Genomic DNA, 24,053 nt, shown 5'->3' on the forward strand with positions numbered 1-24,053 from the left:
AGCAGGTTGGTCTGCTCGGAGATGCCCTTGATCACCTCGAGGATCTGGCCGATGTTCACCGTGCGGCTGTTGAGGGCCTCGATGTTGGCGCAGGAGGCGCTGATCTTCTCGGAAAGCTCGTTCATCGCGCGGATGGTCTGCTCGACCACCTGCTTGCCGTCCTCGGCCTGGTGGTTGGCGTCGGACGCATGGTGCGAGGCATCGGCGGCGTTGCGGGCGATTTCCTGGGCGGCGGCGCCGAGTTCGTTGATCGCCGCGGCGACGCTGTTGGTGCGGTTGGACTGCTCGTCGGAGTTGGCCATCGAAGAGTTCGAGGCGTTCACCACCAGTTGCGCCACGTCGTGCAGTTGGCGAGCGGTGCCGGCGACCTCGCGGATCGATTCGTGGATACGCTCGACGAAGCGGTTGAAGGCATTGGCCAACGTACCGAATTCATCGTTGCTGGTGACCCGCAGGCGCTTGGTCAGGTCGCCTTCGCCCTGGGCGATGTCCTGCATGGCGCGGCCCATGTCGGTGAGCGGCTGCATCAGTACGCGGATCAGCATGCCGAGGAGAAGCATGATGCCGACCACCGCGATCAGCGTGGCGACGATCGCCGAAGTGCGGAATTCGCTGAGCATCGAATAGGCGGTGTCGCGGTCGAGGACCAGGGCGACGTACCAGGTCACGCCGGGCAGTCCCTTCACCGGGGTGAAGGAAACGAACTGGCTGCGGCCGTCGAGTTCCACCTCGTGGACCCCGGGGTCGATGTTCGGTGCGCCCTTGGGATAGGCTTCGGCGAGGGTCTTCAGGACCAGCCCGGAGTCGGGGTGGAGGAGGATCTTGCCGGCGTCGCTGACCAGGAAGGCGTAGCCGGCACCATCGAACTTCAGGGAATTGAGGATCGCGGTCAGGGTCTCCAGCTTCATGTCGCCGGCGGCGACGCCCAGCAGTTGACCGGCGTGCCGCACCGGCAGCGACATGGCGAGGATCTGCTCGCCGGTGCCGGCATCGACGAAGGGTTCGGTGACGATCAGCCGGTCGGCCGCCAGCGCGTCCTTGTACCAGGCGCGGGTACGTGGGTCGTAACCTTCCGGCATGGCGTCGTAGGGGCGCATGGTGAAGGCGCCGCTGGCCGCCTCGCCAAGATAGACCGACGCGAAATTGCGGCTGAAGACGGGCTGTTCCAGTTGCCTTGCGATATTCGCCTCGTCGGGCTGGTCGAGCAGCGCCAGTTGCGAGGCCAGGCCTTCCACCAGATGCATGCGGCCTTCCAGCCAGCTCTGGATGTTGCTGGCGGTCAGGGTGCCGATTTCCCCGAGGTAGTTTTCCGTGTCCGTGCGCACGGCCTCGCGCTGTCGGTAATCGTTGTAGAGGATGAAGCAGGTGAAGGCGAAAACCACCACCAATGCGGCGGCGAGAAGGATTTTCTTGGCAAACGACAGCGAGCGAAGCATGAGCGATGCGTCCTGGCAAAAGCCTCAAGAAGGGCGGGGAGCCCAGGCCACCAGGTAGGGAGCTTGCGGGGGAAAGCCATGATCCAGCGCCTGAACGGCCGGCTTTGTAGCACAGTGCCAGCATAAAGGCAAAATAGTGGCGCCATGAAAATGGCGCCACTGGAGGGAAATCGCTCTGGAAGAGGACGTCAGTCCGGAGCCAGTCCGCCGACTTTGGTGCCGACGCCGTCGAAGAAGGCTTTCAGACCGCCGACGATACCGCTGTCCGTGGGACTCAATACGGCAATCAGAGCCACCGCGATCAAACCGGCGATAACCGCGTATTCGATGGCATTTGCCCCTTCTTCGTCCGCCAGGAATGCGCGAACTTTGCAATACACGAGCAGAGTCAGGTTCTTCATTCTTGTTTGCTCCTCGAACGCGGCAATCACCGAGACAGAGCCCTGCCTCCACGCTGAGGCTAGGCCGATGATGGCGTTTTGCAACAACTAAATGGCATTAGTAGGAGTGGATTAGTCGCAAGGTTATATGGCGGGTTACAAGGCTTGGACTACATCTAATGACAAATTGACATTGATTATCCCGAGTCTAGATTCAGGCCTATCGTCGCAAGTTCGAAGTTATGAACTTTGGTTCTTGAATAACGACTGTCGCCAGTCGATAACCCCAATGTACCTGCCATGGAAAGCCAGTCCCGGAGTATGGCCATGACACGGACAGCGAGACGCCCGTTTTTCTTTTCCGATCATCGGCGATCGCCGGTGATTTTCCGTTCATCGACCTGTCCGGACGCATAGCAGGGGTCTGCCCATGAATAGCAAGGTGCTGATGGCCCTGGCCGGCCTGCTGCTGCTCGGTGCGGTGCTGCTCGGATACCTCGGCGTATCCATCGGCCGCGCGCCATCGAACGCGCATGCTCCATCCGTGGCGCCGGCTTCGGCGGCGGTGGACGCTTCGCTGGAAAAGCTCGAACGCAAGCCGGTGCTGGTGGCCAGTCGCGATCTCCCGGCGCTGGCGGTGATCGGCAAGGACGACCTGAGCGTCGAGCGGTTGCGGACCGCACCGGTCGGTAGCTACGACAGGCCCGAGGCGTTGCTCGGCAAGCGGGTCTGGGTCGCGGTGCCGGCCGGCAGCATTCTTTCCGCCGCGACCCTAGAACCCGGCGGTCCGCTGGCCCGGACCATCCGTCCGGACGAGCGGGCGATGGCGATCGCTGTGGACGAAGTGGTCGGCGGCGGCGGCTTCGTCCTGCCCGGCGACTATGTCGACGTGATGCTCTTCGTGCGTGACGAGCGGGACGGCGAATCGACCCCGCTGGCGCAACTGGTGTTGCCCGGCGTCCGGGTACTGACCTACGGCGAGCGGATCGCCGTGGGCAGCGATGGGCAGGACCGCTCGAACCAGGAAAAGGACCCGCGTCCGCCGCGTACCGCGGTGCTGGCGGTACCGGAGGACGGCGTGGCGCGGCTGATGCTGGCGAGCCAGGCCGGTTCGCTGCGCCTGGCCATCCGCAGCAAGGACGAAGAACTCTACCGCAGGGAGCAGGAAGGCGCGCTGCTGCAAGCGTCGCTGGGCGCGCCGAGCGCGGTGCTGAGCCTCGACCAACTGCTGGAGCGCCGCAAACCGACGGCGCCGAGCGTGCGCAGCACGGCTCCGCGCGTGCCGGTGGCCAACGGGGTCACGGTCTACCGTGGCAGCGCCATGACCCATGAAGCGCCTTGAGGGGAGCCGGCATATGCATCGGAGCACCGGGATAGGCGTGTCGCGCTGGCTGGGAGGGCTGCTGGGGGGGGCGTTGGCGCTGCCGGCACTGGCTTTGCCGCAGGGCTGCATCGAGTTGCTGGCGCAGGCGCCGCGGGTCGACGTCGTCCAGGGACAACAGCGTGACCTGCGCCTGGCGGTGCCGATCGAGCGGCTGGCCATCGGCGATCCGAAGATCGCAGACGTACAGTTGCTGGATCGTCGCGGCTTCCTGGTCACCGGCAAGGAACAGGGCTCCACCAGCCTGCTGATCTGGACCGGCTGCAGTCCCGAGCCGTTGCGCAGCCTGGTGGAGGTCGAGGGACGCGGTAGCGTCGATACCCGCGGTGCTCCAGCGTTCACCGCCGGCGCCGCGGAGGAGCTACCGAACCAGGTGCAGACCGATATCCGCTTCGTCGAGGTCAGCCGCAGCAAGCTGAAGCAGGCCAGCACCTCGTTCGTCCGGCGCGGCGGCAACCTCTGGGTGCTCGGTGCGCCAGGCAGCCTCGGCGACATCAAGGTCAATGCCGACGGCAGCGGCCTGGGCGGCACCTTCGGCACCGGCAGCTCGGGATTCAACCTGATCTTCGGCGGCGGCAAGTGGTTGAGCTTCATGAATGCCCTGGAGGGCAGCGGCTTCGCCTATACCCTGGCGCGCCCGAGCCTGGTGGCGATGAGCGGGCAGAGCGCGTCGTTCCTCGCCGGCGGCGAGTTTCCGATCCCGGTGCCGAACGGCACCAACGACAACGTCACCATCGAATACAAGGAGTTCGGCATCCGCCTGACCCTCACCCCGACGGTGATGAACAACCGCCGCATCGCTCTCAAGGTGGCGCCGGAGGTCAGCGAACTGGACTACAGCGCCGGCATCCAGAGCGGCGGGGTGGCGGTGCCGGCACTGCGCGTCCGGCGCACCGACACCAGCGTGATGCTGGCCGATGGCGAGAGTTTCGTGATCAGCGGGCTGACCAGCAGCAACTCGGTGAGCAACGTCGACAAGTTTCCCTGGCTGGGCGACATCCCGATCCTCGGTGCGTTCTTCCGCTCGACCAAGCTGGACAAGGACGACCGCGAGCTGCTGATGATCGTCACCCCGCACCTGGTCCAGCCGCTGGCCGCCGACGCACAGTTGCCGGACCTGCCCGGCGAGGGCTTGCGGCACTACGATCCGGGGTTCTCGCGCCTGTACTTCCTCGAGCGCGGCGAGTACGACGGCCAGCAGAACGACACCGGCCTGTCGGATTAGGAGGCGCGCATGAACCAGAACTTCGTGGCGCTGACCCAGCATCCCGGCGAACTCGACTGGTTGCAGAACAGCCTGGCGTCCGCCGGCCAGGTGGTACCGGCAGGCAGCGCCAGCCTGGAGGAGCTGCTGGCGCTGCTCGACGTCACCGCCGCCGGGGTGCTGTTCATCAGCCTCGGCAAGAGCAACCTGGTGTCCCAGGGCGCGCTGGTCGAGGGATTGGTATCGGCGCGACCGATGCTCTCGGTGGTGGCCATCGGCGACGGCCTGGACAACCAGTTGGTGCTGGCGGCGATGCGCGCCGGCGCGCGCGACTTCATCACCTACGGCGCCCGCACCAGCGAGCTGACCGGGCTGATCCGGCGCCTCGGCGGACGCCTGCCCAGCGTGCCGGTGAGCGCGGCGCGCCAGGGCGAGCTGCTGACCCTGGTCAGCGCCCGACCGGACGCCGACGGCGCCTTCGTCGCCTTGCACCTGGCCAAGGCGTTGCAGGAGCAGACGCCGAACCAGGTCCTGCTGCTGGACGTCGGCCAGCCCACCGGCGAGGCGCTGGCGATCCTCGGCCTGGACTCGGCCTTCACCTTCAGCGACGCCTTGCGCAACCTGCGGCGCCTCGACCAGACCCTGATCGACAGCGCCTTCACCCGCCTCGACAGCGGCCTGCGGATACTCAGCCTGACCGACGAGCCCGGCGTGCTGGAGCGAGTCACCACCGCCGAACTCTATCTGTTGCTGGGCAACCTGCGCGGGGCGTTCAGCCATGTGGTGGTCAACCTCACCGGGCTGCCCGAGGGCGAGCTGAGCAACCAGTTGCTGGTGCAGGCCAACCGCGTGCTGTGGATGGTCGACCAGAGCGTGCCGTCCTGCAAGAAGGGTCTGGAGCGCCTGCGCCGCCTGCGCGAGCGCAACCTGCCGTTGCCCTCCATCGAGTTGCTGATCGAGCGCTACCTGCCCAATGTGGCGCCGGACCAGCAGGCCCTCAGCCGGATGTTCGACCTCGATCTGTTCGGCGTCCTGCCGTTGTCCCCGGAATCGCGCCTGCGCGCGAAGAACCTCGGCAAGAGCCTGTTCGAGGTGGCGCCGCGCGACCCATTGGCGGCCAAGCTGCGGCAACTGGCGGACAGCCTGTGCGTGACACGCGGCGAGCGCCGTTCGCTGCTGTCCTGGCTCGGCCGGGCCAAGGCGGCGCTGCTATGAGCACGGGATTCGGCGCGCGTCCTGACGGCGGTGCCTTCCACTACCGCCAGGAGCAGGACATCCAGGCGCTGAAGCTGCGCCTGCACCGCTACATCATCGACGAGATCGACGAAGACGGCATGAACCTGCTGGAGGGCGCGCGCTCCGCCGTGGTCCAGTACGTCTCGGAAAAGGTCTGCGAATACGGCTCGCGCCATCAACTGGCGATCTCCCGCTACGAACTGGACCGCCTGGCCGAAGAGGTGGTCGACGAACTCACCGGCTTCGGCCCGCTGGAGATCCTCCTGCGCGATCCCGGCGTCTCGGAAATCCTCGTCAACGGACCGGGCCGGGTGTTCGTCGAGCGGGAAGGGCGGCTCTACCAGAGCGACCTGCGCTTCATCGACGACCACCATGTGCTGCGGGTGATCCAGCGTATCCTCGCGCCCCTCGGCCGACGCCTGGACGAGTCCAGCCCGATGGTCGACGCGCGCCTGCCGGACGGCAGCCGGGTCAACGCGATCATTCCCCCGGTGGCGCTGGACGGGCCGTGCATCTCGATCCGCAAGTTCAGCCAGGAGCTGCTGCGCAGTGCCGACCTGCTGGCCTACCAGAGCGTCGACGAAGCCTTGCTCGAGTTCCTCCGCCAGGCGGTCTCGCGCCGCTGCAACATCCTCATCAGTGGCGGCACCGGCACCGGCAAGACCACCTTGCTCAACGTCATCAGCGGCTTCATCGACGAACGCGAGCGGATCGTCACCATCGAGGACACCGCCGAGCTGCAACTCGGCCACGACCACGTGGTGCGCCTGGAGACCCGTCCGCCGAACGCCGAGGGCTACGGCGAGGTGACCGCCCGCGACCTGATCCGCAACGCCCTGCGGATGCGCCCGGACCGGATCATCCTCGGCGAGATCCGCGGCGTCGAGGTGCTCGACGTGCTGCAGGCGATGAACACCGGCCACGACGGCTCGATGAGCACGGTGCACGCCAACTCGGCGATGGATTCGCTGCTGCGCATGGAGATGCTGGTCGGCCTGACCGGCAACAGGCTGCCGGAGCAGACCTTGCGCCTGATGATCTGCGCCGCGCTGGACGTGGTGGTGCAGATCACCCGCCTGGCCAGCGGTCGGCGTTGCATCAGCGAAGTGCTGGAGGTGCTGGAGGTGCGCGACGGCGTGTACGTCACCAATACCCTGTTCAGTCTCGACCGGCGCGGTAGCGGGCAGTTCGTCCGCCAGGCCGCGCCGGTCGGGCAGAAATTCCGCCAGGCGCTGCTGTGAACGGCGCGCAACTGCTGGTGCTGTTCAGCGGCGTGCTGGCTTTCGCCGCGCTGGCCCTGGCGTTCATGGGCTGGCGCGCCGGGCGCAACGAACTGGTGGTTGAACGGCTGCTGGGACGCCAGGAGGCGGTCGCGGTGCGGCCGCGCAGCAGTCACTGGCTGGCTCGCCAGATGCGTCGCGCCGGTATCCAGCGCCCGCGCCCGTGGTTGTTCGGGGCGGCAGTGCTCGCGCTGCTGCTGGTCTGGAGCGGATTGCGCCTGTTCGGCATCGTCGGTGCGCTAGGCGGCCTGCTACTGGCGGCGCTGTCCTGCCGCGTCGCCCTGGGCATGCTCTACCAGCGCCGCCTGAAGCGAATGATCCGGCAGATGCCGCGCTTCCTCGACCAGGTGGTGCGCAGCCTGCACGCCGGGCGCACGCTGGGCGACGCGCTGATGCAGGCGGTGGAGAACGCCGAGGAGCCGCTGCGCGACATCTTCACCCTGGCACGCAACCACGTGCTTCTCGGCATCCACCTGCCGGAGGCGTTGCAGGAAGTCGCCGAACTCTACGAGGTGGAGGAACTGCGCATCCTCGCCCTGGGCGTTTCGGTCAACCACCGTTATGGCGGCAATACCAGCGACCTGCTGGACAGCATCGTCAAGCTCATCCACGAGCGCGAGAAGCTCAGCCGGCAGTTGCACGCGATGACCGGCGAGACACGGATCAGCGCCTATGTCCTGGCCGGCGTGCCGAGCGCCCTGGGCGGCTACATCCTGGCGAGCAACCCGGGCTATCTGCTGAACATGTGGGCCGACGGCACCGGGCGTTTCCTGCTGCTGGCCTCGCTCGGGCTGCAACTGCTCGGCTGCTATGCGCTGTGGCGCATGCTCAAGAGCGTCTAGGAGGTGGCCATGCAGGCACAGTGGCTGATTTTCGCGGCGCTCCTGATGGCGGTCGGCGGTGCCTTGTTGCTGTTGCTCCAGGCGCGCAACGGCAGCCGCGAGCAGCGCCTGATCGAGAGGCGCCTGGGAGCGCTGGCCAACCCTGGCGGCTCGACCAGGTGGCTGGCCGGCATGACCGAGCGGATGGACGACAGCTTCTGGGTGCGGCGCCTGCAACTGATGGACAGCGAGGCCCGCCAGTTGCTGCAACAGGCCGGCTGGCACGAGAGTCGCTACCGGACCCTGTACCTGATCTCGGTGTTCCTCACGCCGCTGCTGTTCGTTCTCCTGGTCTTGCTGGTCAAGCTGCTGCGCGCCGAGAGCGAGGCGTCCTACGCGGTGCCGCTGCTGTTCGCCGCCGGCATCGGTTTCCTCCTGCCCAAGCAGGTGCTCAAGCACTTCGCCAAGGCGCGCCGGGCGCTGATCGCCGACGAGATGATCCTGTTCGTGCAACTGATCCGCATCCTCTTCGATGCCGGCCTGACCGTGGAGCAGACGCTGCGCGTGGTCTGCCTGGAAGGCCGCGGGATCACCCCGCAACTGGCCCGCGAGCTGGACCTGGCGCTGACCCGTGCCGACAACGGCATCGACCTGGCGGAAGAGCTGGAGGCGCTTGCCCGGCGCCTGCAGGTGGACCCGCTGAACGACTGCTGCGGCGTGCTACGGCAGATGTTGCGCCAGGGCGGCAGTGCGCGCAGCACCCTGCTGACGCTCAAGCAACTGTTCGAAGACCGGCGCCTGACCACCTTGCAGGAACGCATCGGCAAGCTGTCGGCGAAGATGAGCCTGGTGATGATGGTACTGCTGTTCCCGGCGCTGCTGATCGTCCTCGCCGGTCCGGGCGGCATCGCCATTACCAAGGCCTTGGGAGGACTGGGATGAAAGCACTGATCGGCATCGGCCTGTGCGCCGCCCTGCTCGGTGGTTGCGCCGCGCTGCCGGGGCGGGACGGCCCACGGGAGTGTTCGCAGCAGCTTGGCCAGGAGCAGGAACTGCAGATGAACATGGTCCGCGACATGATCCGCGAGGGCCGCCTGCATGCGGCCCTGGCCAACCTGGAAAGCATGCCGCCGGGGTTGCTCGACGTGCGCGAGGAAAGGGCGCTGATCCTGCGCCGGATCGGCGACCCGCGGGCCAGGGCCGAGTACCAGGCCCTACTGGAAACCTGCAAGGCAGCCGAGGCGCACCACGGCCTCGGCCTGCTCGCCCTGCGCAATGGCGACAGCGCCCGGGCGGTCCTCGAGCTGCGCGAGGCGGCGCGCCTGCGGCCGACCGAGAGCCGCTTCCGCAACGACCTGGGGGTCGCCCTGCTCAAGCGCGGCGACCGTGTCGGCGCGCGCTTCGAATTCATCACTGCGCTGGAGTTGCAGCAGGGCGGCAAGCTACCGGCGACCAACCTGCTCGGCCTGCTGTACCTGCAAGGCGACCGGGAAGATGCGCAGCGCCTGATCGAGCGTTTGCAGCTGGATGCCCGGGACATCCGCGCGGCCGAGGCGCGGGCGCGCAGCTGGGGTGCCGTACCGACACCCGGCGCGGCGCCGGCAAGCGACGACCCGCTGGCGGAACTGCCGGCGGAGGCGAATATGCATACCGCGATGGCCAACGAGGCGTCCTGAGCCGGCGCCGGAGAGGTGAACCATGCACGAGCGAATCCTGTTCGGCGTCTTGCTGCTCCTGTCCGGCCCGGCCTGGGCCGCGGACACGCCGGCGGTCCGTCCCGCCGCGCCAGCGACGGCCGAACCGCAGACCGCCACCCGCGCCTGGCTGGCCATCCAGGCGAGCGGCCGGGCCGCCAGCCCGGTTCGGCAAAGCGCGACCGCCGCCGAGCGCCAGCGGGCCTACCAGCGCTACCTGAAAAGCTATGAGCACGAGATTCCCGAGTACCTGCTGGAAGATCGTGGCTTCGGCGAGAGCAAGAACTGACGGTTCCTGGCGGAGGGGCAGGGCATGAACGGATGGCCTGCAAGACAGCGCGGGGCGATCGGCATCCTGGCGGCGACCACCCTGCTGCTGGCCTTGATCTGCCTGTTGCTGGTGGTGGATACCGGGCGGCTCTACCTGGAGCAGCGCAACCTGCAGCGAGTGGCGGACGTGGCGGCGCTGGAGAGTGCCTCCCAGGGAGCCTTGTGCGGCGACCAGAGTTCTGCCCAGGCGACGTCTTTCGCCAAGGCCAGCGCGATGCTCAACGGGTTCGATGCGGACGCCGCCGGCTCCAGCCTGTCGGCGGAGGTCGGCGGCGTGCTGAGTGCCGGCGGCCTGCGCAGTTTCATAGCCAGCGCGTCGAACGCGGCTGCCGCCAACGAGGCGGTGCATGTCGAGGTGACCAAGAGCGTTCCCGGCAGCCTGGTCGCCAACCTCGGGGGACTGTTCGGCGGCGGCAATGCCAACGTCGATCTCCGCGCAGAGGCCGTGGCGCGACGCCTGCCGAACGCCACGATTTCCGCAGGTACGGGGCTGGCCAGCGTGAACAGTGGCCAATCGGCGTTGCTCAACCCCATCCTGAGCGGATTGCTGGGCACCCACATCGATCTCTCCGCGGCGGCCTACAACGGTATCGCCGACGCGAAGCTCAGTGTGCTGGACATTCTCGGCGCGGATGGAATGGGCTTGATCGGGGTCGATACCAGCCTGGGGACCATCGAACAGTTGTTGAATACCAACGTCGGCTTGCAGCAGGTACTCGCCGCCAGCGTGAACGTCCTGGCGAAGAACGGCGTAGCCTCGGTCGAGGCCCTGAGAACGCAATTGGTGGGGGTAAAGTCGGCCACGTTGAAACTGGGAGACTTGCTGGGGCTGAGCGCCGGCGAGGTGAACAGCATGTCGCAGCTGGATACGGCGATCAATGCGCTGGATCTCATCATGGCGGTTGCCCAGGTCGCCAACAAGAATTCCGCGGTCGCCGTGAACCTGGGCATCCCCGGATTGGCCAATGCACGGCTCACGGTCGTAGAGCCAAAGAGGATCGTCTCCGGGCCGCCAGGGCAGGATGAGAGCGGTGCCTGGCGCACGGAGGTGCGCCAGTCCCAGGTACGACTTACGGCGGACATCGATTCCGGGTTCCTGTCCATTCTCGCCACCACGAAACTGCAACTGGCCATCGAAGGCGCGTCGGGAGCCGTCTGGCTGAAAAGCATGGCCTGTACCCGCCCGGATACCGCGTTGGACTTCGGTTGGAGAAGCAGCGGAGCGACGATAAAGATCGGCAGTCCGGCCAACATCGATCAGGTCGGCTCGATTCTGGTGCTTGGCGGCTTGGTGCGATTGGATCTCAAGCTCGATACCTCGATCGCCGGCAGCTCGGGCGATACGCGATTCAACGTGAAAGCCGACGGTTCCGATCTCGTCCAGAGCCGCAGGTTGCCGGAAAGCGGCTTTCTCGCCAGTACCCTGAAAACCAGCATCAACGTCAATCCCGTGGTGCTCGGACTGTGCTTGCCTTTGCTGTGCGGCTCGACGGCGCTCACCGACCTCATCGTGAATTCCGTGGTGGCACCTCTGGTCGATGGGCTGCTGACGCCGATCCTGAATCTGGTCCTGCCCTTGCTGGGGGTACAACTTGGATACATCGACGCGGAGATTCTGAAGGTCGATGTCGGCAGGGCGGAACTGCTGATCTAGCAGGTCCGCCGGGCCATCGCGCCTGTCAGTGCACCACCGCTCCGCTGCCCTGCTGCATCGCCGCAGGCGACAGGGCCAGCGCCAGCTGTGTGCGGTTGTGCATATGCATCAGGCGCAGCACCTGGGAGACGTACAGCTTCACCGTGTTCTCGGTGATGCCCAGTTCGTAGGCGATCTGGTAGTTGGTCAGGCCCTTGCTCACCAGCCGCGCCACCGCCTGCTGGCGGGGCGACAGCTTGCCGAACAGCGGATTGCTCGGGGACACCTGGCTTTCCGCGACCGACGCCGGCGGCGCGGACGGCTGGCTGTCTTCGCTCTTGAGGGCACTCGGCTGGCTGTTGCCGTGTACCTCGTACTTGATCTTGTGGATGTCGCGGTAGATCGAGTTCAGCGATTCGGCGAGGTATTCCAGGCGCTGGTTGACGTGGCTCAGGCTCAACTGGCTGCGGACGCGCTCGTGCAGGCGGTTCTCCAGGCGTTCGAGGCCATGCAGCAGTTCCTGCGGCGCCACCGGTTTCTGGTAGTAGTCGGCGGCGCCGACCCGCATGGCCTCGATCACTTCCTGGCGGCCATCGTGACCGGTGAGGATGATCGATTCGAAGAACCTGCCGTTGCCGGCGACTTCCTTGAGGCTCTCGATCAGGCGGATACCGTTGTCCTGCCCCAGGTAGAGGTCGCAGATGACCAGGCCGATGTTCGGGTCGGCCTGGAAGCTGGCGATCGCCGACTCCCGGTGGGTGCTGGTTACGCAACGGTAGCCACTGTTTTCCAGCAGTTCGCGGAGTTCCGAGGTCACCTGGGGTTCATCATCGATGATCAAGACGCTGAAATGCCGCGAGGCCGGTTTGTCCATGGTCATACGCTCCATTTGCTTATTTTGTTTTTAACAGGGGACGTGCATTGGAATGCAGCCATACCGAATGGTATTAGCCATAAGCATATAGTCGCTAAGTGAGGTCTTCCGCAAGTTTACTCAGATAATTTTACTGATAATCAGATGTGCCAAAAGGCCGGCGCTCATGGCGAATATAAAAGGGAATGACTTGTTTTTTGACGGTGCCCTTCGAAGGCGAACTTCTTCATTCATTGCGGACTTTTCTACCGAACGTTTGAATAACTTTACGAGGATGAATAGCGCGATGCACAGCAGGCAGCCGAAGGCCAGGCTATAGAGCACCGTAAGTGGGTCGCTGGCCAGCCCCAGTGCGGCCAGGTACTTGACGTCGGCAGCGCCGAGCCTGCCGAGAAGGTAGCCGGGAAGGCTGAGGCAGACGCCTATAAAAAGTGCGGTCATTGCCATATTAACCGTAGCACCGGTCAGGCTTGACTCTTTCACATATAAATAAACAAAGGAAATAAGAAATCCGCCCAGGATAAGCCAGTTGGAGACGCGCAAACGTTTGATGTCCTGATATCCGCAAACGCTTGCCCACAAGGCCAGTGCTAATTGCTCCATCCTGTTCTTCAGCCTTTTTTCGACATCTGGATTAATACCTTTTCAGTAACGTTGGCGGAGCGAATGACGACTAGTATTAAGGATGCGGATCGGGGATGTCAGCTCATGCTCGGAAAAGCTTCCCGGCGACGCCAGCACGGCGCCGTCGCCATCGAATTCACAGCGATCTTCCTGCTGTTTTTCGCGCTGGTCTACGGTCTGATCAGCTACAGCATTCCTTTGCTCATGTTGCAGTCGTTCAACGATGCCGCTGCCGTGGGGGCCCGTGCGGCGATCGCTGTCGATCCCTCCGATGCGGGCTACGAGAGCCTCGCCGAAGCCCGTGCCAGGGACGAGTTGCTCGCGCGCCTGGACTGGATGCCGGCGGCCTGGCGGGCGAACCTCCAGCCCTGTGCCGGCAATGGCCAGTACGCCGACTACGTCAGCGCCACGTCGCGGATCGAGGTCTGCGTGCAGTACCCGTACGGCGATCCGGGCAAGGCGATCATCCCCGTGCTGAGCTTCCCCGGCATCGGCGCGATTCCCAACCTGCCGCAGACGCTGAAGGCGAGTGCCAACCTGTTGCTGTGAGGTGGTCGCATGTTCGAATTTTCCCGCTCGTCGTCCGCCGAGGCCGAGAGGCCGGAACCCTTTTCGCAGGAAGGCCCCGCCCTCTGGAGCGCTTCGCTGAGGAGTTGGGACCTGTGTTTCGAGATGGACGAACAGGACCGCGTGATCCGGGTCGGCGGGCGGCAGGCGTATCGTCTGCAGTGCGCCCATGGGCTTGGCGAACAGCCGCGGCCTTTCGCCGAGTATCTGGAGCGGCGCGCCCCCGGTGCGCCGACGCTGGCCGGCCTGCGCCGGGGCGAGCGTCTCGACCTGACGCTGCGCAGCGATGCCGCCGCGCCATTGACCTGTCGTTTCCAGCCCATGCAGCCGCTCGACGGCCTGGGACGCTCGCTGCTGCTGGGCATGGACATCTCCGACCTCAACTGGCAGTCCGACAGCCAGCAGCACCAGTTGCAGAGCCTGAGCCTGGGCAAGCTGATCCTTTCGCGTCTGCGCCATGTCTCCCACGGACACCTGGCGGAGGCGGTCCAGGAGATTCTCGAATCGCTCTCCGGCGCGTTCCAGATGCAGGCTATCGCCCTGCTGCTGGGCGACGGCAAGGGTTTCTGCACGGTCTTCGCCAGTCATGTGCGGCCTGGCAGCGACAGTTTGCTGCGACCGACCCTGCAACTCGCCGACGACGACCTGCGCGAAGGGGCGGGCGCGCGCTTGCTACGCCGTGGCGAAGGCGCCTCGACGCTGCTCCGGCAGATCGGCGAGGACGCGCTCTACCTGGTGCCGGCGGCGATGCGCGGTGGCCGCCTGGGGGCATTGCTGGTGCGGCCGATGTCGCTGGAGCAGCTCGCCCAGGGGCCCGCGCCGCAGGACTGGCAATACCTCGCGGAACTGCTGGCGAACCAGGTGGCGGACCGCTGCGAACTCCACGAGCAGCACGACAGTTCGCGCAAGCTGGGGCTGTTGCAGGAGATGATCGGCGGCGGCTGGTGGCGTTACTGGGCGGAGCAGGAACTCTTCGAACTGGCGCCGGCCTTGCACGACAGCCTGGGGTTGACCGGCGAGTATCGTCGGGTGCCGCTGGAACACCTGCAGGGCCTGCTGCAACCGGCGGACGCCGACGAACTCGGCCTGCGCCTGCGTGCCAGCCTGCGCAGCGGCCAGGCGCTGGCCCAGGACCTTTGCCTGCGTCAGCCGGATAGCTGCGGCGAGCGCCGCTGGCTGCGCATCGAGGGCCGACCGCTGGGGCGCGGCAGCGCGCTGGGGCTGTCCGGCGTGCTGCTCGACATCAGCGAAGGCCGGCGCCAGGAGGAACGGGCACAGGCGGCCCACGCGCGGCTGCGCAGCCTGATCGACAGCGCGCCGGTGGTGATCTACGTCCAGCGGGTCGAGCAGGGACACCTGGTGCCGGAGTTCTACAGCGAAAGCGCGAGCAACCTGCTCGGCCTCGACTTGCAGGGACAGAGTTGGCAGGCGCTCGCCGAACGGGTGCATCCGGATGATCTGGAGGCCTTTTTCGCCCGTGGCCGCGAGTTGCTTCGCGAGGGCCGGGTGAAGACCCGCTATCGCCTCGCCGATGGCCAGGGCAACTGGCACTGGCTCTACGACGAAGCCAAGCTGCTGCGCGATGCCCAGGGCCTGCCCAGCGAAGCGGTGGGCCTGTGGCTGGACGTGACCGAGCAGCACCTGGCGGCACAGCGTATCGCCGAGAGCGAGGAACGCTACCGGGTCCTGGTGGAGGATTCGCCGGCGCTGATCTGTCGCTATACCGCCGACCTGGTGCTGACCTACGTGAACCGGACCTTCGCCGATAGCCTCGCGACCAGCCCGGAGCGCCTGGTCGGTCGCCGGCTCGACGAGTGGCTGGCGGCGGAAGACGCCAGCGCCTTGCGCGCGCGTCTGCTGGGCTCGCCGCGGGAGGGCGCCAGCGAGGTGCCGGAGCTGCGCTTCAACCTGCCGGGGCAACGTTTTCTCTGGCTGGTGTGGGCCGAGCGGCCGTTGTTCGACGCCCGTGGCGAATTGTGCGAGGTACAGGCGGTGGGGCGCGACAACACGCCGGTGCGCCGGGCCCAGCAGCAACTGGCGCAAGGCGCCAAGATGGCCAGCCTGGGGGAGATGGTCAGCGGCCTCGCCCACGAGGTGAAGCAGCCGCTGCACGTGCTGCGCATGACCCTGTTCAACATGCGCCAGCGGATGAACAGCGTCGGCCTCGACGGCGACTACCTGGGCGAGAAACTGGAGCGCATGGATGCCCAGGTCCTGCGCGTCGACCGCCTGGTCAGTCACCTCGGCGTGTTCAGCCGCAAGTCGGCGCTGGAGGCGCTGCCGTTCGACCCCTATGCCGCCTTCGAAGGCGCCCTGGGCCTGCTCGGCGAGGGGCTGCGTCAGCACGCCATCGAGGTAGAGTGCCCGGCGCCGACGCAGCGGATGGTGGTGCGAGGGCAGGCGGACCAGTTGGAGCAGGTGATCATCAACCTGCTCGCCAACGCCCGCGATGCCCTGCTCGGCAATCCCGGCCTGGCCAGCCGGCGCGTTCGCCTGGAGCAGGTGGCCTGCCGCGAACCGGGCTGGGTCGAATTGCACGTGCACGACAACGGCGGCGGGATAGAACCGCTCCTGCTGGAGCGGATATTCGAACCCTTCTTCACCACCAAGGCGGAGGGCAAGGGTACCGGCCTGGGTCTCTCGGTCAGCCACGATCTGGTGCGCAACATGGGCGGTAGCCTGACGGCGGCCAACCAGGGGGAGGGTGCGTTGTTCGTGGTTCGCTTGCCGCTGGCGGCGCCCGCCGAGGCGGGCGGATGACGTCGGTGGGAGCGCGGCAAAAAAACGCCTGCGGACAAGCAGGCGTTTTTTCAACCGGCGAGGCGGCTCAGATGAATTGCGAGGCCAGCCAGAACAGGCCGGCGGACAGCGCCATCGAAGTCGGCAGGGTGAGTACCCAGGCCATCAGGATGTTGCGCACGGTGCCGCCGTGCAGGCCGCTCTTGTTCGCCACCATGGTCCCGGCCACGCCGGAGGACAGCACGTGGGTGGTGGACACCGGCAGGCTGTAGATGTTGGCCATGCCGATGGCGGCGGCGGCGGTGATCTGCGCGCTCATGCCCTGGGCGTAGGTCATGCCCTGCTTGCCGATCTTCTCGCCGACGGTGAGCACTACGCGCTTCCAGCCGACCATGGTGCCGATGCCGAGAGCCAGGGCCACCGCGATGATGACCCAGAACGGCGCGTATTCGGTGGTCGCGGTCAGGTCCTTGCGTAGCTTCTCCAGGTCGGCCTTCTCCCGCGCCGGCAGGTCGGACAGCTTGCCGACCTTCTTCGCGGTGTCGTCCAGGCACAGCAGGTAGCGACGCACCTGCACGCGCTCGTCGGCGTCCAGGTCGTTGTAGCTGGGCACGCCGCGCAGGTCGCGGAGCAGCGCGTTGATGGTCGGCTCGGTCTGTTTCGGATCGCAGCGGTAGAACTGCGGCATCTCGCTGCCATTGCTCTTGCCCAGGGCCAGCATGTCGCCGAGGGTATCGGTATGGCGCTGGTAGAACTGACTGAGGTGCAGGGCGGCGTCGCGGGTGCGCTCGATCTGGTAGGTGGTGCTGTTCAGGTCGAGGACGAACTTGGCCGGGACGATGCCGATCAGTACCAGCATGATCAGGCCGATACCCTTCTGGCCGTCGTTGGAGCCATGGACGAAGCTCACCGCCATGGCGGAAAGCACCAGCACCAGGCGGTTCCAGAACGGCGGGTGCTTCTTCTCGTCGAGTTCGCGACGGGTTTCCGGGGTCTTGTGCATCTTCGACAGCGGACGCCACCACTTCAGTCCGAGCAGGACCAGCGCGGCGACCATGAAGCCGGCCAGCGGCGAGAAGATCAGCGACAGGCCGATGTCGATCGCCTTCTGCCAGTTGATCCCTTCGGCCAGCGGCACGTCGGTGATCAGCGCATTGGCCAGGCCGACACCGAGGATCGAGCCGATCAGGGTGTGCGAGCTGGAGGCCGGGATGCCGAAGTACCAGGTGCCGAGGTTCCAGGCGATGGCGGCGGCGAGCAGGGAGAAGACCATCGCCAGGCCATGGCCGGTGTTCACGTTGATCAGCAGTTCCACCGGCAGCAGGTGAACGATGGCGTAGGCTACGCCGACACCGCCGAGCAGCACGCCGAGGAAGTTGAACACACCGGAGAGCATCACCGCCCGGTAGGGGGACATCGCTTTGGTGTAGATGACGGTGGCCACCGCGTTGGCAGTGTCGTGGAAGCCGTTGATGAACTCGAAGGTGAGGACGAAGGCCAGGGCCAGCACCAGGCTGATACCCACCCAGGCATCGAGCCCGCTGAAAAGATCGAACATGTGAGAAACCGGTCAGAGACGGGGCGGCGATTATGCCAGATGCGTTTTTATCCGTCTGGAACTCCGGAAGGTTGCCATTGTCGCGGGCAACTCCCCGTCGCATCGGGCTTTGCGGGAAAAACGAAACAGATTGAAACGCTTCGTTATCCGTCGCTCTCCTGTCGGTTGGAGGTAAATGGAATGGGGTTCGCTGCTTCCTGCCCGGCCTTGAGACGCTCTTCTTCGATCTTCTGCAGTTCTCTGTCGAACGCCTGCTCCTGAACGGTTGGGCGTTTGCGCCAGGGCTTGCGGTCGGGTTCCGGCTGGGCGGCATAAAGCGTCACTTCGCCGCCGTACACGTCCTTGTAACGCTGTTCCTCGCGCGCCAGCGCGGCACGCAATTCGTCTTTCGTCACGGGTGGTCCTGAGTCCAAAAAGAGCGGGCCCGATAGCGACCAGGCTGGGCGGAAGCGGGGTCCGGCCAGCGCCGGTTGGGAGTCTAGTCGACCGCTACCGGCTGTAAATGGGCGCGGAATTATAACGTGGGCTCCGGGCTTGTCATACGGTGTCGGCCGACGGACGGCAGGACGGAAGTTCTTCGAGCGACCCCTGGAAATGCGGCGAAGTCCCCATGGATCAAGGCCTGGCCGACGCGTCCGGGGCGTTCTCCGCCTTTCGTCGCGGCCTGCGCTAGTCGAATGCCAGCCATTGGCCATACCACTAAGGAACGATGGCGGCGCTTCCGGGGGCGGGCTACAAACCGGACTACAAGTCAAATAAAGAAGCCCCGCCGTCGCCCGTCCGACCCCAGGGTCATGACGCAACGCCCCGGAGGCCGGAGATTTACTCATGCAGCCCGCTCGTTCCCGCATCCTCTTCGTCTGCCTGTTGCAGAGCCTGGCCCTGGTTCTCCTGCTGGTCGGCGCCCGGCATGGCTGGCTGCCGCTGTACCTGGCCCTGCCGCTCGGCGTGGCGCTGCTCTGGTTGCCCTGGCTGCTTCCCGGCAACCGCACAGCGGTGGCGACCGTCGGCGAGCCCGACATCGCCCGGCTGGCTCGCGACCTGTCCCATAACACCAGCCAGAACGCATTGTCGGCCGCCGGCGTGGCGTTCTCGGTGAAGCGCCTGGCGGAGAAGCTGCAATCCCAGCTCGACGCCGCCGAACAGATCGTCGGCAGCGCCGAAGTGATGATCCACACCGAGCGCGCCACCTCCAATCTGGCGCGCCAGGCCATGGACGCCGCCACCCGGGCGCGCGCCGGCAGCGACGAGGGCCAGGTGCTGCTGGCCTCGACCATCGAGCGCATGCATCGGCTCAGCGAGCGGATGGGCGCCAGCCGCGAGGCGATCGAGGCGCTGAACCAGCGCAGCGAGGACATCCAGCGGGTCACCCTGGTGATCCAGGGCATCGCCAGCCAGACCAACCTGCTGGCCCTCAACGCGGCCATCGAGGCGGCCCGCGCCGGCGAGCACGGGCGCGGCTTCGCGGTGGTTGCCGAAGAGGTGCGCGGCCTGGCCGGACGTACCGCCGAGGCCACCGAGGAAGTCGGCCAGATGGTCGCCGAGATCCAGCGCCAGACCAGCGAGGTGGTCGAGCAGATCCGCCAGCTTTCCGAAGAGTTGGGCGAAGGGGTCGGCCAGGTCGAGCTGACCGGTCGGCAACTGGAAGGCATTGCCGAACTGGCGGCCGGGGTGGAGAGCCAGATTACCGAGATCGCCCAGGGCGCCGAGATCAACCGCAGCCAACTCGCCAGCCTGTTCGCCGCGGTCGAGCAAGTGCGCGGCGACCTCAGCGCCAGCGAGGAACAGACCCTGCGCCTCGGCGAAGCCGCCAGCCAGTTGGAGAACCAGGCCGAGGTGATCAGCGAGCGCCTCGCCGAGGTCAGCCTGGACGCCTACCACCAGTCGGTCTACGACCTCGCCCGGGAGGGCGCGGCGGCTATCGCCGCTCGCTTCGAGGAGGACGTGCGCAGCGGGCGCATCGACCTCGACGACCTGTTCGACCGCAGCTACCAGCCGTTGCCCAATACCCAGCCGACCAAGTACCGGACCCGCTTCGACAGCTACACCGACCAGGTCCTGCCGGGCATCCAGGAGCAGTTGCTGGAGCGCAACCGCAACCTGGTGTTCGCCATCGCCTGTACCCCCGAAGGCTACGTGCCCACCCACAATCGCGCCTTCGCCCATCCGCCCAGCGGCGACCCGCAGACGGACGCGTTGCGCAGCCGCAGCAAGCGCCTGTTCAACGACCGCACCGGGATTCGCTGCGGCAGCCACCAGCAGCCGCTGTTGCTACAGACCTACACCCGTGACACCGGCGAGCTGATGCACGATCTTTCGGTGCCGATCTTCATCCACGGCAAGCACTGGGGCGGCCTGCGCCTCGGCTATCGGCCGGAGGGCGCGGAGCCGGGCAAGGCGGCCGCGCCGGCGGCGCAGGGGCTGAGCCTGGCCTTGAACGGCTAGCCGGCTGCGGCGATCAGGCCGCCGGCCACGGCGCAGGCGAGCACCACTTGCCAGGGCGGCGTCTTCCAGGCGAGCAGGGCCAGCAGGGCGAAGAGCAGCAGGGCGAAGTCGGCCGGGCGCAGGATGCCTTCGGTCCAGAGCGGCTGGTACAGCGCCGCCAGCAGTAGGCCGACCACCGCCGCGTTGACCCCGGCCAGCGTTGCCCGTACCCGGCGTTCGTGGCGCAGGCGTTCCCAGAATGGCAAGGCACCGGCGACCAGCAGGAACGACGGCAGGAAGATCGCCAGCAGGCACAGCAGCGCGCCGCTCCAGCCGTTCGGCGCCGGGCCCGAGGCTGCGCCGAGGAACGCGGCGAAGGTGAAGAGCGGGCCCGGTACCGCCTGGGCGGCCGCGTAGCCGGCGAGGAAGGTATCGCCGTCGACCCAGCCGTTGGGCACCACTTCCGCCTGTAGCAGCGGCAGCACCACATGGCCGCCGCCGAACACCAGCGAGCCGGCCCGGTAGAACGCATCGAGCAGGCGCAGCCAGTGTTCCGGCCAGAGGCGCGCGGCCAGCGGCAGGCAGACCAGCAGCACGGCGAACAGGGCGAGGAGCAGCAGCGCGCCGCGGTAGCCAATGGCGATCGGCAGCCGCTCGTGGCCTTCCCCGGCTTCCGTTTTCAACAGGGCGAGGCCGGCCAGGCCGGCACCGGCGATCACCGCGACCTGGGCCCAGGCCGTGGGCCAGGCCAGCACGCTCGCGCAGGACAGCGCCATCAGCGCCAGGCGCGGGCGATCCGGACACAGGCTGCGGCCCATGCCCCAGATCGCCTGGGCCACCACCGCCACCGCCGCGATCTTCAGGCCATGCAGCACGCCCTCGGGCAACAGCGTGCCCCAGCGTCCCAGACCGAGAGCGAAGAGTACCAGCAGCAGCGCCGAGGGCAGGGTGAAACCGAGCCAGGCGGCGAGGGCGCCGGGGTAGCCGGCGCGGGCCAGGCCGAGGGCCATGCCGACCTGGCTGCTGGCGGGGCCGGGGAGGAACTGGCAGAGGGCGACCAGGTCGGCGTAGCTGCTTTCGCTCAGCCAGCCGCGGCGGCGGACGAACTCGTCGCGGAAATAGCCGAGGTGGGCGATGGGCCCGCCGAAGGCGCTGCAGCCCAGCTTGAGGAAGGCGAGGAACACCGCGAGGGCAGTGTCGGGATGGCGGCTGGCGGTTGGCATGCGAACTCCGGATGGCGGCTGCTGCGAGCATAGCCGCATCGCATGCACGGCGGGTTACAGCATCGGCATGTCCTGGGCGCGGCTGGCCAGGCGGTATTGTTCCGGCGTGGTGCCGGCCAGCCGGCGGAACATCGAGATGAACGCCGAGGGGCTGCTGTAGCCGAGGTCGAAGGCGATCTGCTGGATCCCCCTGCCGGCTTCCAGCGCCTCGATGGCCGCGAGGAAGCGCAGGCGTTGGCGCCATTCGCCGAAGGTCATGCCCAGTTCGCGCTGGCAGTGTCGGGCCAGGGTTCGCTCGGTGCTGTGCACCTGCTGCGCCCATTGCGCCAGCGAGCGGTTGTCGCCCGGCTCGGCCTGCAGTGCGTCGAGCACCTCGCGCAGCGCCGGGGTACGGCTGTAGGGCAGGTAGTCGTCGTGGGGCTGGGCGCATTCCAACTGGTCCATGACGACCCGGGCCAGGCGCAGGTCCTGCGCCGAGGTCGGCAGGTTGACCCCGCGCTCGGCGAAGTCCGAGAGGATTGCCTTGAGGATCGCGCTGATCGCCAGGGTGCAGGGTGTCGCCGGCAGGCGTCGTGACAGTTCGGCGGAGAGGTACAGCGAGCGGTAGACGATGGCCTGGCTGTTGTAGCAGCTGTGCACCCGCTCCGGTGGTATCCATACCGCGTATTGCGGAGGCGAGAGGAAGCGCTGGCCGTCGATCTCCAGCTGCATCACGCCATGGGCTGCATAGTTGAGCTGGCCCCAGGCGTGGGTGTGCGGCGGCGAATGGGTGTCGGCGCCGAACTCGTCATAGCGGAAATAGACGTCGAAAGACTGCCCCTGGAGATCGGGAAGGCGCAGCAGGGTGGTGGTCGACATGTCCGAACCTACGGGTGGTTTGTCTGGAATTCATTATACGTCTGTATTCGGACTGGCTCAGAATGGCCGCGTATTCCTTTTTCATAGTGCGGAACCCCCATGCAATACCTGTTTCCCCTGCTGGCCGTGTTCATCTGGGCCGGCAACACCGTCGTCAACAAGCTCGCCGTGGGGATCATCCAGCCCGCCGAGATCGGTTTCTTCCGCTGGCTGCTGGTCGGCCTGGCGCTGACGCCCTTCATGCTCGGCCCGGTGCTGCGCAACCGCCGCTACATCCTCGCCAACCTCGGCAAGTTCGTGGTCCTCGGCCTGCTCGGCATGGCCGTCTACCAGAGCCTGGCCTACTACGCGGCGGCGCTGACCAGCGCCACCAACATGGGCATCATCCTGTCGCTGATGCCCCTGATGTCGCTGGGCCTGGCCAGCAGCATCCTGGCCCACCGGCTGAACGCCGGGGCGCTGCTCGGCGCGCTGGTGTCGCTGGCCGGCGTGGTGCTGGTGATTTCCCAGGGCCATCTCGGCGCTTTGCTGGAGCATGGAGTGAACCTCGGCGACGCGATGATGATCGTCGCCACCCTGGCCTATGCGGTGTACAGCGTGCTGCTGAAGAAATGGAGCCTGAAGCTGCCGGCCATGCAACTGCTCTACCTGCAGGTGCTGGTGGCGATCCTCGCCCTGCTGCCGCTGTACCTGCTGTCGCCGCGCACCGGCCTGAACGCCGCCAACCTGCCGCTGGTGCTGTACGCCGCGCTGTTCGCCTCGATCGTCGCCGCGCTGGCCTGGATGCACGGTGTCGCCCGTCTCGGGCCGAGCCGGATGGCGCTGTTCTTCAACCTGCTGCCGATCATCACCGCCTGCATCGCCACCCTGGTGCTCGGCGAGCGCCTGACCGTCCATCACCTGGTCGGCGGCGCGCTGACCCTGGCCGGGGTCCTGCTGGCCGAGTTCTGGCAGCGCCGCCCGGCCCGCCTGCGCTCGGCAACCTGCTGATTTCCCGGCAACTTCCTCGCGATTACGGCGCACGGAGGCGCCGCCACTGGCTATCATAGGCAGCGCTCCCCGCGTGGGAGCCGAGCCGTGCCAGCCTGGAAGAGGAAGAATCGTGGTCGAAGTGTTTTCCGTGCAGGATGGGCTGGACGCCGAGCGCGCCCTGCTCGACGAGGTGTGTGGCGGTGCCCGCGAGCATGGCCTGTTGCTCTGGCAGCCGTGCGATCGGGCGCTGGTCATGCCGCGCCGGATGGAGCGCCTGGAAGGGTTCGCGCCGGCCAGCGCAGCGGTCGCCGAACGCGGCTGGCCGGTGCTGCTGCGCGATACCGGCGGCGAGCCGGTGCCGCAATCGCCGGGCGTGCTGAACATCGCCCTGTCCTATGCGCTGGGGCCCGGCGACAACGAGCAGACCCGTATCGAAACCGCCTACCTGCGGCTGTGCCAGCCGATCTGCGACTGGCTCCGCGAGCGCGGCCTGGACGCCGGCGTGGGCGCCGTGGCCGGTTCCTTCTGCGACGGCCGCTACAATGTCACCCTGGATGGGCGCAAGCTCGCCGGGACCGCACAACGCTGGCGGCGCAACGGCGCCGGCCGGCCGGTGGTGCTGGCGCACGCGGCGCTGCTGGTCGGCGCCGAGCGCGAGGAGATGGTCGAGGTGGTCAACACCTTCACCCGCCGTTGCGCCAGTGCCCCGGATTGCCAGGCGGACAGCCATCTCGGCCTGAGCGAGCGCTGGAGCGATTTCCGCATGGCCGACAGCCTCGAACTGGAACGACGCTTCGTCGCCGCCCGATCCTGACCTCT

The 24,053-nt window shown here is 66.8% G+C and carries 22 protein-coding genes; 14 read left to right on the top strand and 8 right to left on the bottom strand.

Features of this window, described 5'->3' with window-relative positions; all coding sequences use genetic code 11:
• Both pctC and flp read right to left on the bottom strand, forming a co-directional pair.
• Positions 1 to 1,436: methyl-accepting chemotaxis protein PctC (gene pctC, locus HMPREF2581_RS02970; protein ID WP_070867299.1), on the bottom strand; the 1,436-nt coding region annotated here is incomplete at its 3' end.
• Between the two features lie 188 nt (positions 1,437 to 1,624).
• A complete protein-coding gene (gene flp, locus HMPREF2581_RS02975) occupies positions 1,625 to 1,837 on the bottom strand; it encodes a type 4b pilus Flp major pilin (RefSeq protein ID WP_003141191.1) in 213 nt (70 codons plus the stop codon).
• A gap of 409 nt (positions 1,838 to 2,246) precedes the next feature.
• On the opposite strand from flp, the gene rcpC reads away from it, so the two are divergent.
• The 9 genes from rcpC to tadG are packed head-to-tail and all read left to right on the top strand — an operon-like array spanning position 2,247 to position 11,416.
• A complete protein-coding gene (rcpC, locus tag HMPREF2581_RS02980; protein ID WP_003141189.1) occupies positions 2,247 to 3,158 on the top strand; it encodes a type 4b pilus Flp biogenesis protein RcpC in 912 nt (303 codons plus the stop codon).
• 13 nt (positions 3,159 to 3,171) lie between these two features.
• Positions 3,172 to 4,422, top strand: a complete 1,251-nt coding sequence (gene rcpA / locus HMPREF2581_RS02985; protein ID WP_003141187.1) for a type 4b pilus Flp secretin RcpA — start codon at positions 3,172 to 3,174, stop codon at positions 4,420 to 4,422.
• Positions 4,423 to 4,431: 9 nt separating this feature from the next.
• Positions 4,432 to 5,616 carry a type 4b pilus Flp biogenesis protein TadZ gene (gene tadZ, locus HMPREF2581_RS02990; protein ID WP_003141186.1) on the top strand — a complete coding sequence of 395 codons (1,185 nt, stop codon included), beginning with the start codon at positions 4,432 to 4,434 and terminating at the stop codon, positions 5,614 to 5,616.
• Complete coding sequence (gene tadA / locus HMPREF2581_RS02995) at positions 5,613 to 6,878, top strand: type 4b pilus Flp biogenesis ATPase TadA (RefSeq protein WP_003093851.1); 1,266 nt, start codon at positions 5,613 to 5,615, stop codon at positions 6,876 to 6,878. Before tadZ ends, tadA begins: the two co-directional genes overlap by 4 nt.
• Positions 6,875 to 7,759 (top strand): type 4b pilus Flp biogenesis protein TadB, encoded by an 885-nt coding sequence (tadB, locus tag HMPREF2581_RS03000; protein WP_003093848.1) that lies wholly within the window; start codon positions 6,875 to 6,877, stop codon positions 7,757 to 7,759. The genes tadA and tadB overlap by 4 nt, the downstream gene beginning before the upstream one ends.
• Before the next feature lie 9 nt (positions 7,760 to 7,768).
• Complete coding sequence (gene tadC / locus HMPREF2581_RS03005) at positions 7,769 to 8,680, top strand: type 4b pilus Flp biogenesis protein TadC (RefSeq protein ID WP_023099087.1); 912 nt, start codon at positions 7,769 to 7,771, stop codon at positions 8,678 to 8,680.
• Positions 8,677 to 9,414 carry a type 4b pilus Flp biogenesis protein TadD gene (tadD, locus tag HMPREF2581_RS03010; RefSeq protein WP_003134587.1) on the top strand — a complete coding sequence of 246 codons (738 nt, stop codon included), beginning with the start codon at positions 8,677 to 8,679 and terminating at the stop codon, positions 9,412 to 9,414. Before tadC ends, tadD begins: the two co-directional genes overlap by 4 nt.
• A 22-nt stretch (positions 9,415 to 9,436) precedes the next feature.
• A complete protein-coding gene (locus HMPREF2581_RS03015; RefSeq protein WP_003103957.1) occupies positions 9,437 to 9,721 on the top strand; it encodes a DUF3613 domain-containing protein in 285 nt (94 codons plus the stop codon).
• 24 nt (positions 9,722 to 9,745) lie between these two features.
• Complete coding sequence (gene tadG, locus HMPREF2581_RS03020) at positions 9,746 to 11,416, top strand: type 4b pilus Flp biogenesis protein TadG (RefSeq protein WP_003141184.1); 1,671 nt, start codon at positions 9,746 to 9,748, stop codon at positions 11,414 to 11,416.
• A 25-nt stretch (positions 11,417 to 11,441) separates the two neighbouring features.
• On the opposite strand, the gene pprB is transcribed toward tadG, so the two are convergent.
• Complete coding sequence (gene pprB, locus HMPREF2581_RS03025; RefSeq protein ID WP_003103959.1) at positions 11,442 to 12,269, bottom strand: two-component response regulator PprB; 828 nt, start codon at positions 12,267 to 12,269, stop codon at positions 11,442 to 11,444.
• Positions 12,270 to 12,389: 120 nt separating this feature from the next.
• The gene (gene fppA / locus HMPREF2581_RS03030; protein WP_003110115.1) at positions 12,390 to 12,872 is read right to left on the bottom strand and encodes a type 4b pilus Flp prepilin peptidase; all 483 of its coding nucleotides are present in this window, start codon (positions 12,870 to 12,872) and stop codon (positions 12,390 to 12,392) included.
• Positions 12,873 to 12,935: 63 nt separating this feature from the next.
• Here fppA and HMPREF2581_RS03035 point away from each other — a divergent pair, with 63 nt between their 5' ends.
• Positions 12,936 to 13,442 (top strand): TadE/TadG family type IV pilus assembly protein, encoded by a 507-nt coding sequence (locus HMPREF2581_RS03035; RefSeq protein ID WP_003120840.1) that lies wholly within the window; start codon positions 12,936 to 12,938, stop codon positions 13,440 to 13,442.
• 9 nt (positions 13,443 to 13,451) lie between these two features.
• Positions 13,452 to 16,220, top strand: a complete 2,769-nt coding sequence (gene pprA, locus HMPREF2581_RS03040; protein WP_003141183.1) for a two-component system sensor histidine kinase PprA — start codon at positions 13,452 to 13,454, stop codon at positions 16,218 to 16,220.
• A gap of 67 nt (positions 16,221 to 16,287) precedes the next feature.
• Here pprA and HMPREF2581_RS03045 read toward each other — a convergent pair whose 3' ends face one another.
• Together HMPREF2581_RS03045 and HMPREF2581_RS33270 are read right to left on the bottom strand one after the other, a co-directional pair.
• A complete protein-coding gene (locus tag HMPREF2581_RS03045; RefSeq protein ID WP_003093821.1) occupies positions 16,288 to 17,757 on the bottom strand; it encodes an inorganic phosphate transporter in 1,470 nt (489 codons plus the stop codon).
• Between the two features lie 143 nt (positions 17,758 to 17,900).
• A complete protein-coding gene (locus tag HMPREF2581_RS33270; protein WP_003117142.1) occupies positions 17,901 to 18,152 on the bottom strand; it encodes a hypothetical protein in 252 nt (83 codons plus the stop codon).
• A gap of 433 nt (positions 18,153 to 18,585) precedes the next feature.
• Between HMPREF2581_RS33270 and HMPREF2581_RS03055 the strand changes: the two genes are divergently transcribed.
• Positions 18,586 to 20,202, top strand: a complete 1,617-nt coding sequence (locus HMPREF2581_RS03055; protein WP_003093807.1) for a methyl-accepting chemotaxis protein — start codon at positions 18,586 to 18,588, stop codon at positions 20,200 to 20,202.
• Here the strand turns inward: HMPREF2581_RS03055 and chrA are convergent.
• Together chrA and HMPREF2581_RS03065 are read right to left on the bottom strand one after the other, a co-directional pair.
• Positions 20,199 to 21,404 carry a chromate efflux transporter gene (gene chrA / locus HMPREF2581_RS03060; protein WP_003141181.1) on the bottom strand — a complete coding sequence of 402 codons (1,206 nt, stop codon included), beginning with the start codon at positions 21,402 to 21,404 and terminating at the stop codon, positions 20,199 to 20,201. The two genes, HMPREF2581_RS03055 and chrA, sit on opposite strands and share 4 nt — an antisense overlap.
• Before the next feature lie 54 nt (positions 21,405 to 21,458).
• Complete coding sequence (locus HMPREF2581_RS03065) at positions 21,459 to 22,262, bottom strand: AraC family transcriptional regulator (protein WP_003141179.1); 804 nt, start codon at positions 22,260 to 22,262, stop codon at positions 21,459 to 21,461.
• 99 nt (positions 22,263 to 22,361) lie between these two features.
• On the opposite strand from HMPREF2581_RS03065, the gene HMPREF2581_RS03070 reads away from it, so the two are divergent.
• Both HMPREF2581_RS03070 and HMPREF2581_RS03075 read left to right on the top strand, forming a co-directional pair.
• Entirely contained in the window at positions 22,362 to 23,252 is an 891-nt protein-coding gene (locus tag HMPREF2581_RS03070) for a DMT family transporter (protein WP_003093799.1), read from the top strand.
• A 112-nt stretch (positions 23,253 to 23,364) separates the two neighbouring features.
• The gene (locus tag HMPREF2581_RS03075; RefSeq protein WP_003110110.1) at positions 23,365 to 24,048 is read left to right on the top strand and encodes a lipoate--protein ligase family protein; all 684 of its coding nucleotides are present in this window, start codon (positions 23,365 to 23,367) and stop codon (positions 24,046 to 24,048) included.
• The last annotated feature ends 5 nt before the right edge of the window (positions 24,049 to 24,053 follow it).

Origin of the sequence: Pseudomonas sp. HMSC057H01, assembly GCF_001836405.1 — a bacterium.
GTDB lineage: Bacteria > Pseudomonadota > Gammaproteobacteria > Pseudomonadales > Pseudomonadaceae > Pseudomonas > Pseudomonas aeruginosa.

Coding starts and splice junctions, on each gene's coding strand:
- flp (WP_003141191.1), bottom strand. CDS start 1,837: ATGAAGAACCTGACTCTGCTCGTGTATTGCAAAGTTCGCGCATTCCTG.
- rcpC (WP_003141189.1), top strand. CDS start 2,247: ATGAATAGCAAGGTGCTGATGGCCCTGGCCGGCCTGCTGCTGCTCGGT.
- rcpA (WP_003141187.1), top strand. CDS start 3,172: ATGCATCGGAGCACCGGGATAGGCGTGTCGCGCTGGCTGGGAGGGCTG.
- tadZ (WP_003141186.1), top strand. CDS start 4,432: ATGAACCAGAACTTCGTGGCGCTGACCCAGCATCCCGGCGAACTCGAC.
- tadA (WP_003093851.1), top strand. CDS start 5,613: ATGAGCACGGGATTCGGCGCGCGTCCTGACGGCGGTGCCTTCCACTAC.
- tadC (WP_023099087.1), top strand. CDS start 7,769: ATGCAGGCACAGTGGCTGATTTTCGCGGCGCTCCTGATGGCGGTCGGC.
- tadD (WP_003134587.1), top strand. CDS start 8,677: ATGAAAGCACTGATCGGCATCGGCCTGTGCGCCGCCCTGCTCGGTGGT.
- HMPREF2581_RS03015 (WP_003103957.1), top strand. CDS start 9,437: ATGCACGAGCGAATCCTGTTCGGCGTCTTGCTGCTCCTGTCCGGCCCG.
- tadG (WP_003141184.1), top strand. CDS start 9,746: ATGAACGGATGGCCTGCAAGACAGCGCGGGGCGATCGGCATCCTGGCG.
- pprB (WP_003103959.1), bottom strand. CDS start 12,269: ATGGACAAACCGGCCTCGCGGCATTTCAGCGTCTTGATCATCGATGAT.
- fppA (WP_003110115.1), bottom strand. CDS start 12,872: ATGGAGCAATTAGCACTGGCCTTGTGGGCAAGCGTTTGCGGATATCAG.
- HMPREF2581_RS03035 (WP_003120840.1), top strand. CDS start 12,936: ATGACGACTAGTATTAAGGATGCGGATCGGGGATGTCAGCTCATGCTC.
- pprA (WP_003141183.1), top strand. CDS start 13,452: ATGTTCGAATTTTCCCGCTCGTCGTCCGCCGAGGCCGAGAGGCCGGAA.
- HMPREF2581_RS03045 (WP_003093821.1), bottom strand. CDS start 17,757: ATGTTCGATCTTTTCAGCGGGCTCGATGCCTGGGTGGGTATCAGCCTG.
- HMPREF2581_RS03055 (WP_003093807.1), top strand. CDS start 18,586: ATGCAGCCCGCTCGTTCCCGCATCCTCTTCGTCTGCCTGTTGCAGAGC.
- chrA (WP_003141181.1), bottom strand. CDS start 21,404: ATGCCAACCGCCAGCCGCCATCCCGACACTGCCCTCGCGGTGTTCCTC.
- HMPREF2581_RS03065 (WP_003141179.1), bottom strand. CDS start 22,262: ATGTCGACCACCACCCTGCTGCGCCTTCCCGATCTCCAGGGGCAGTCT.
- HMPREF2581_RS03070 (WP_003093799.1), top strand. CDS start 22,362: ATGCAATACCTGTTTCCCCTGCTGGCCGTGTTCATCTGGGCCGGCAAC.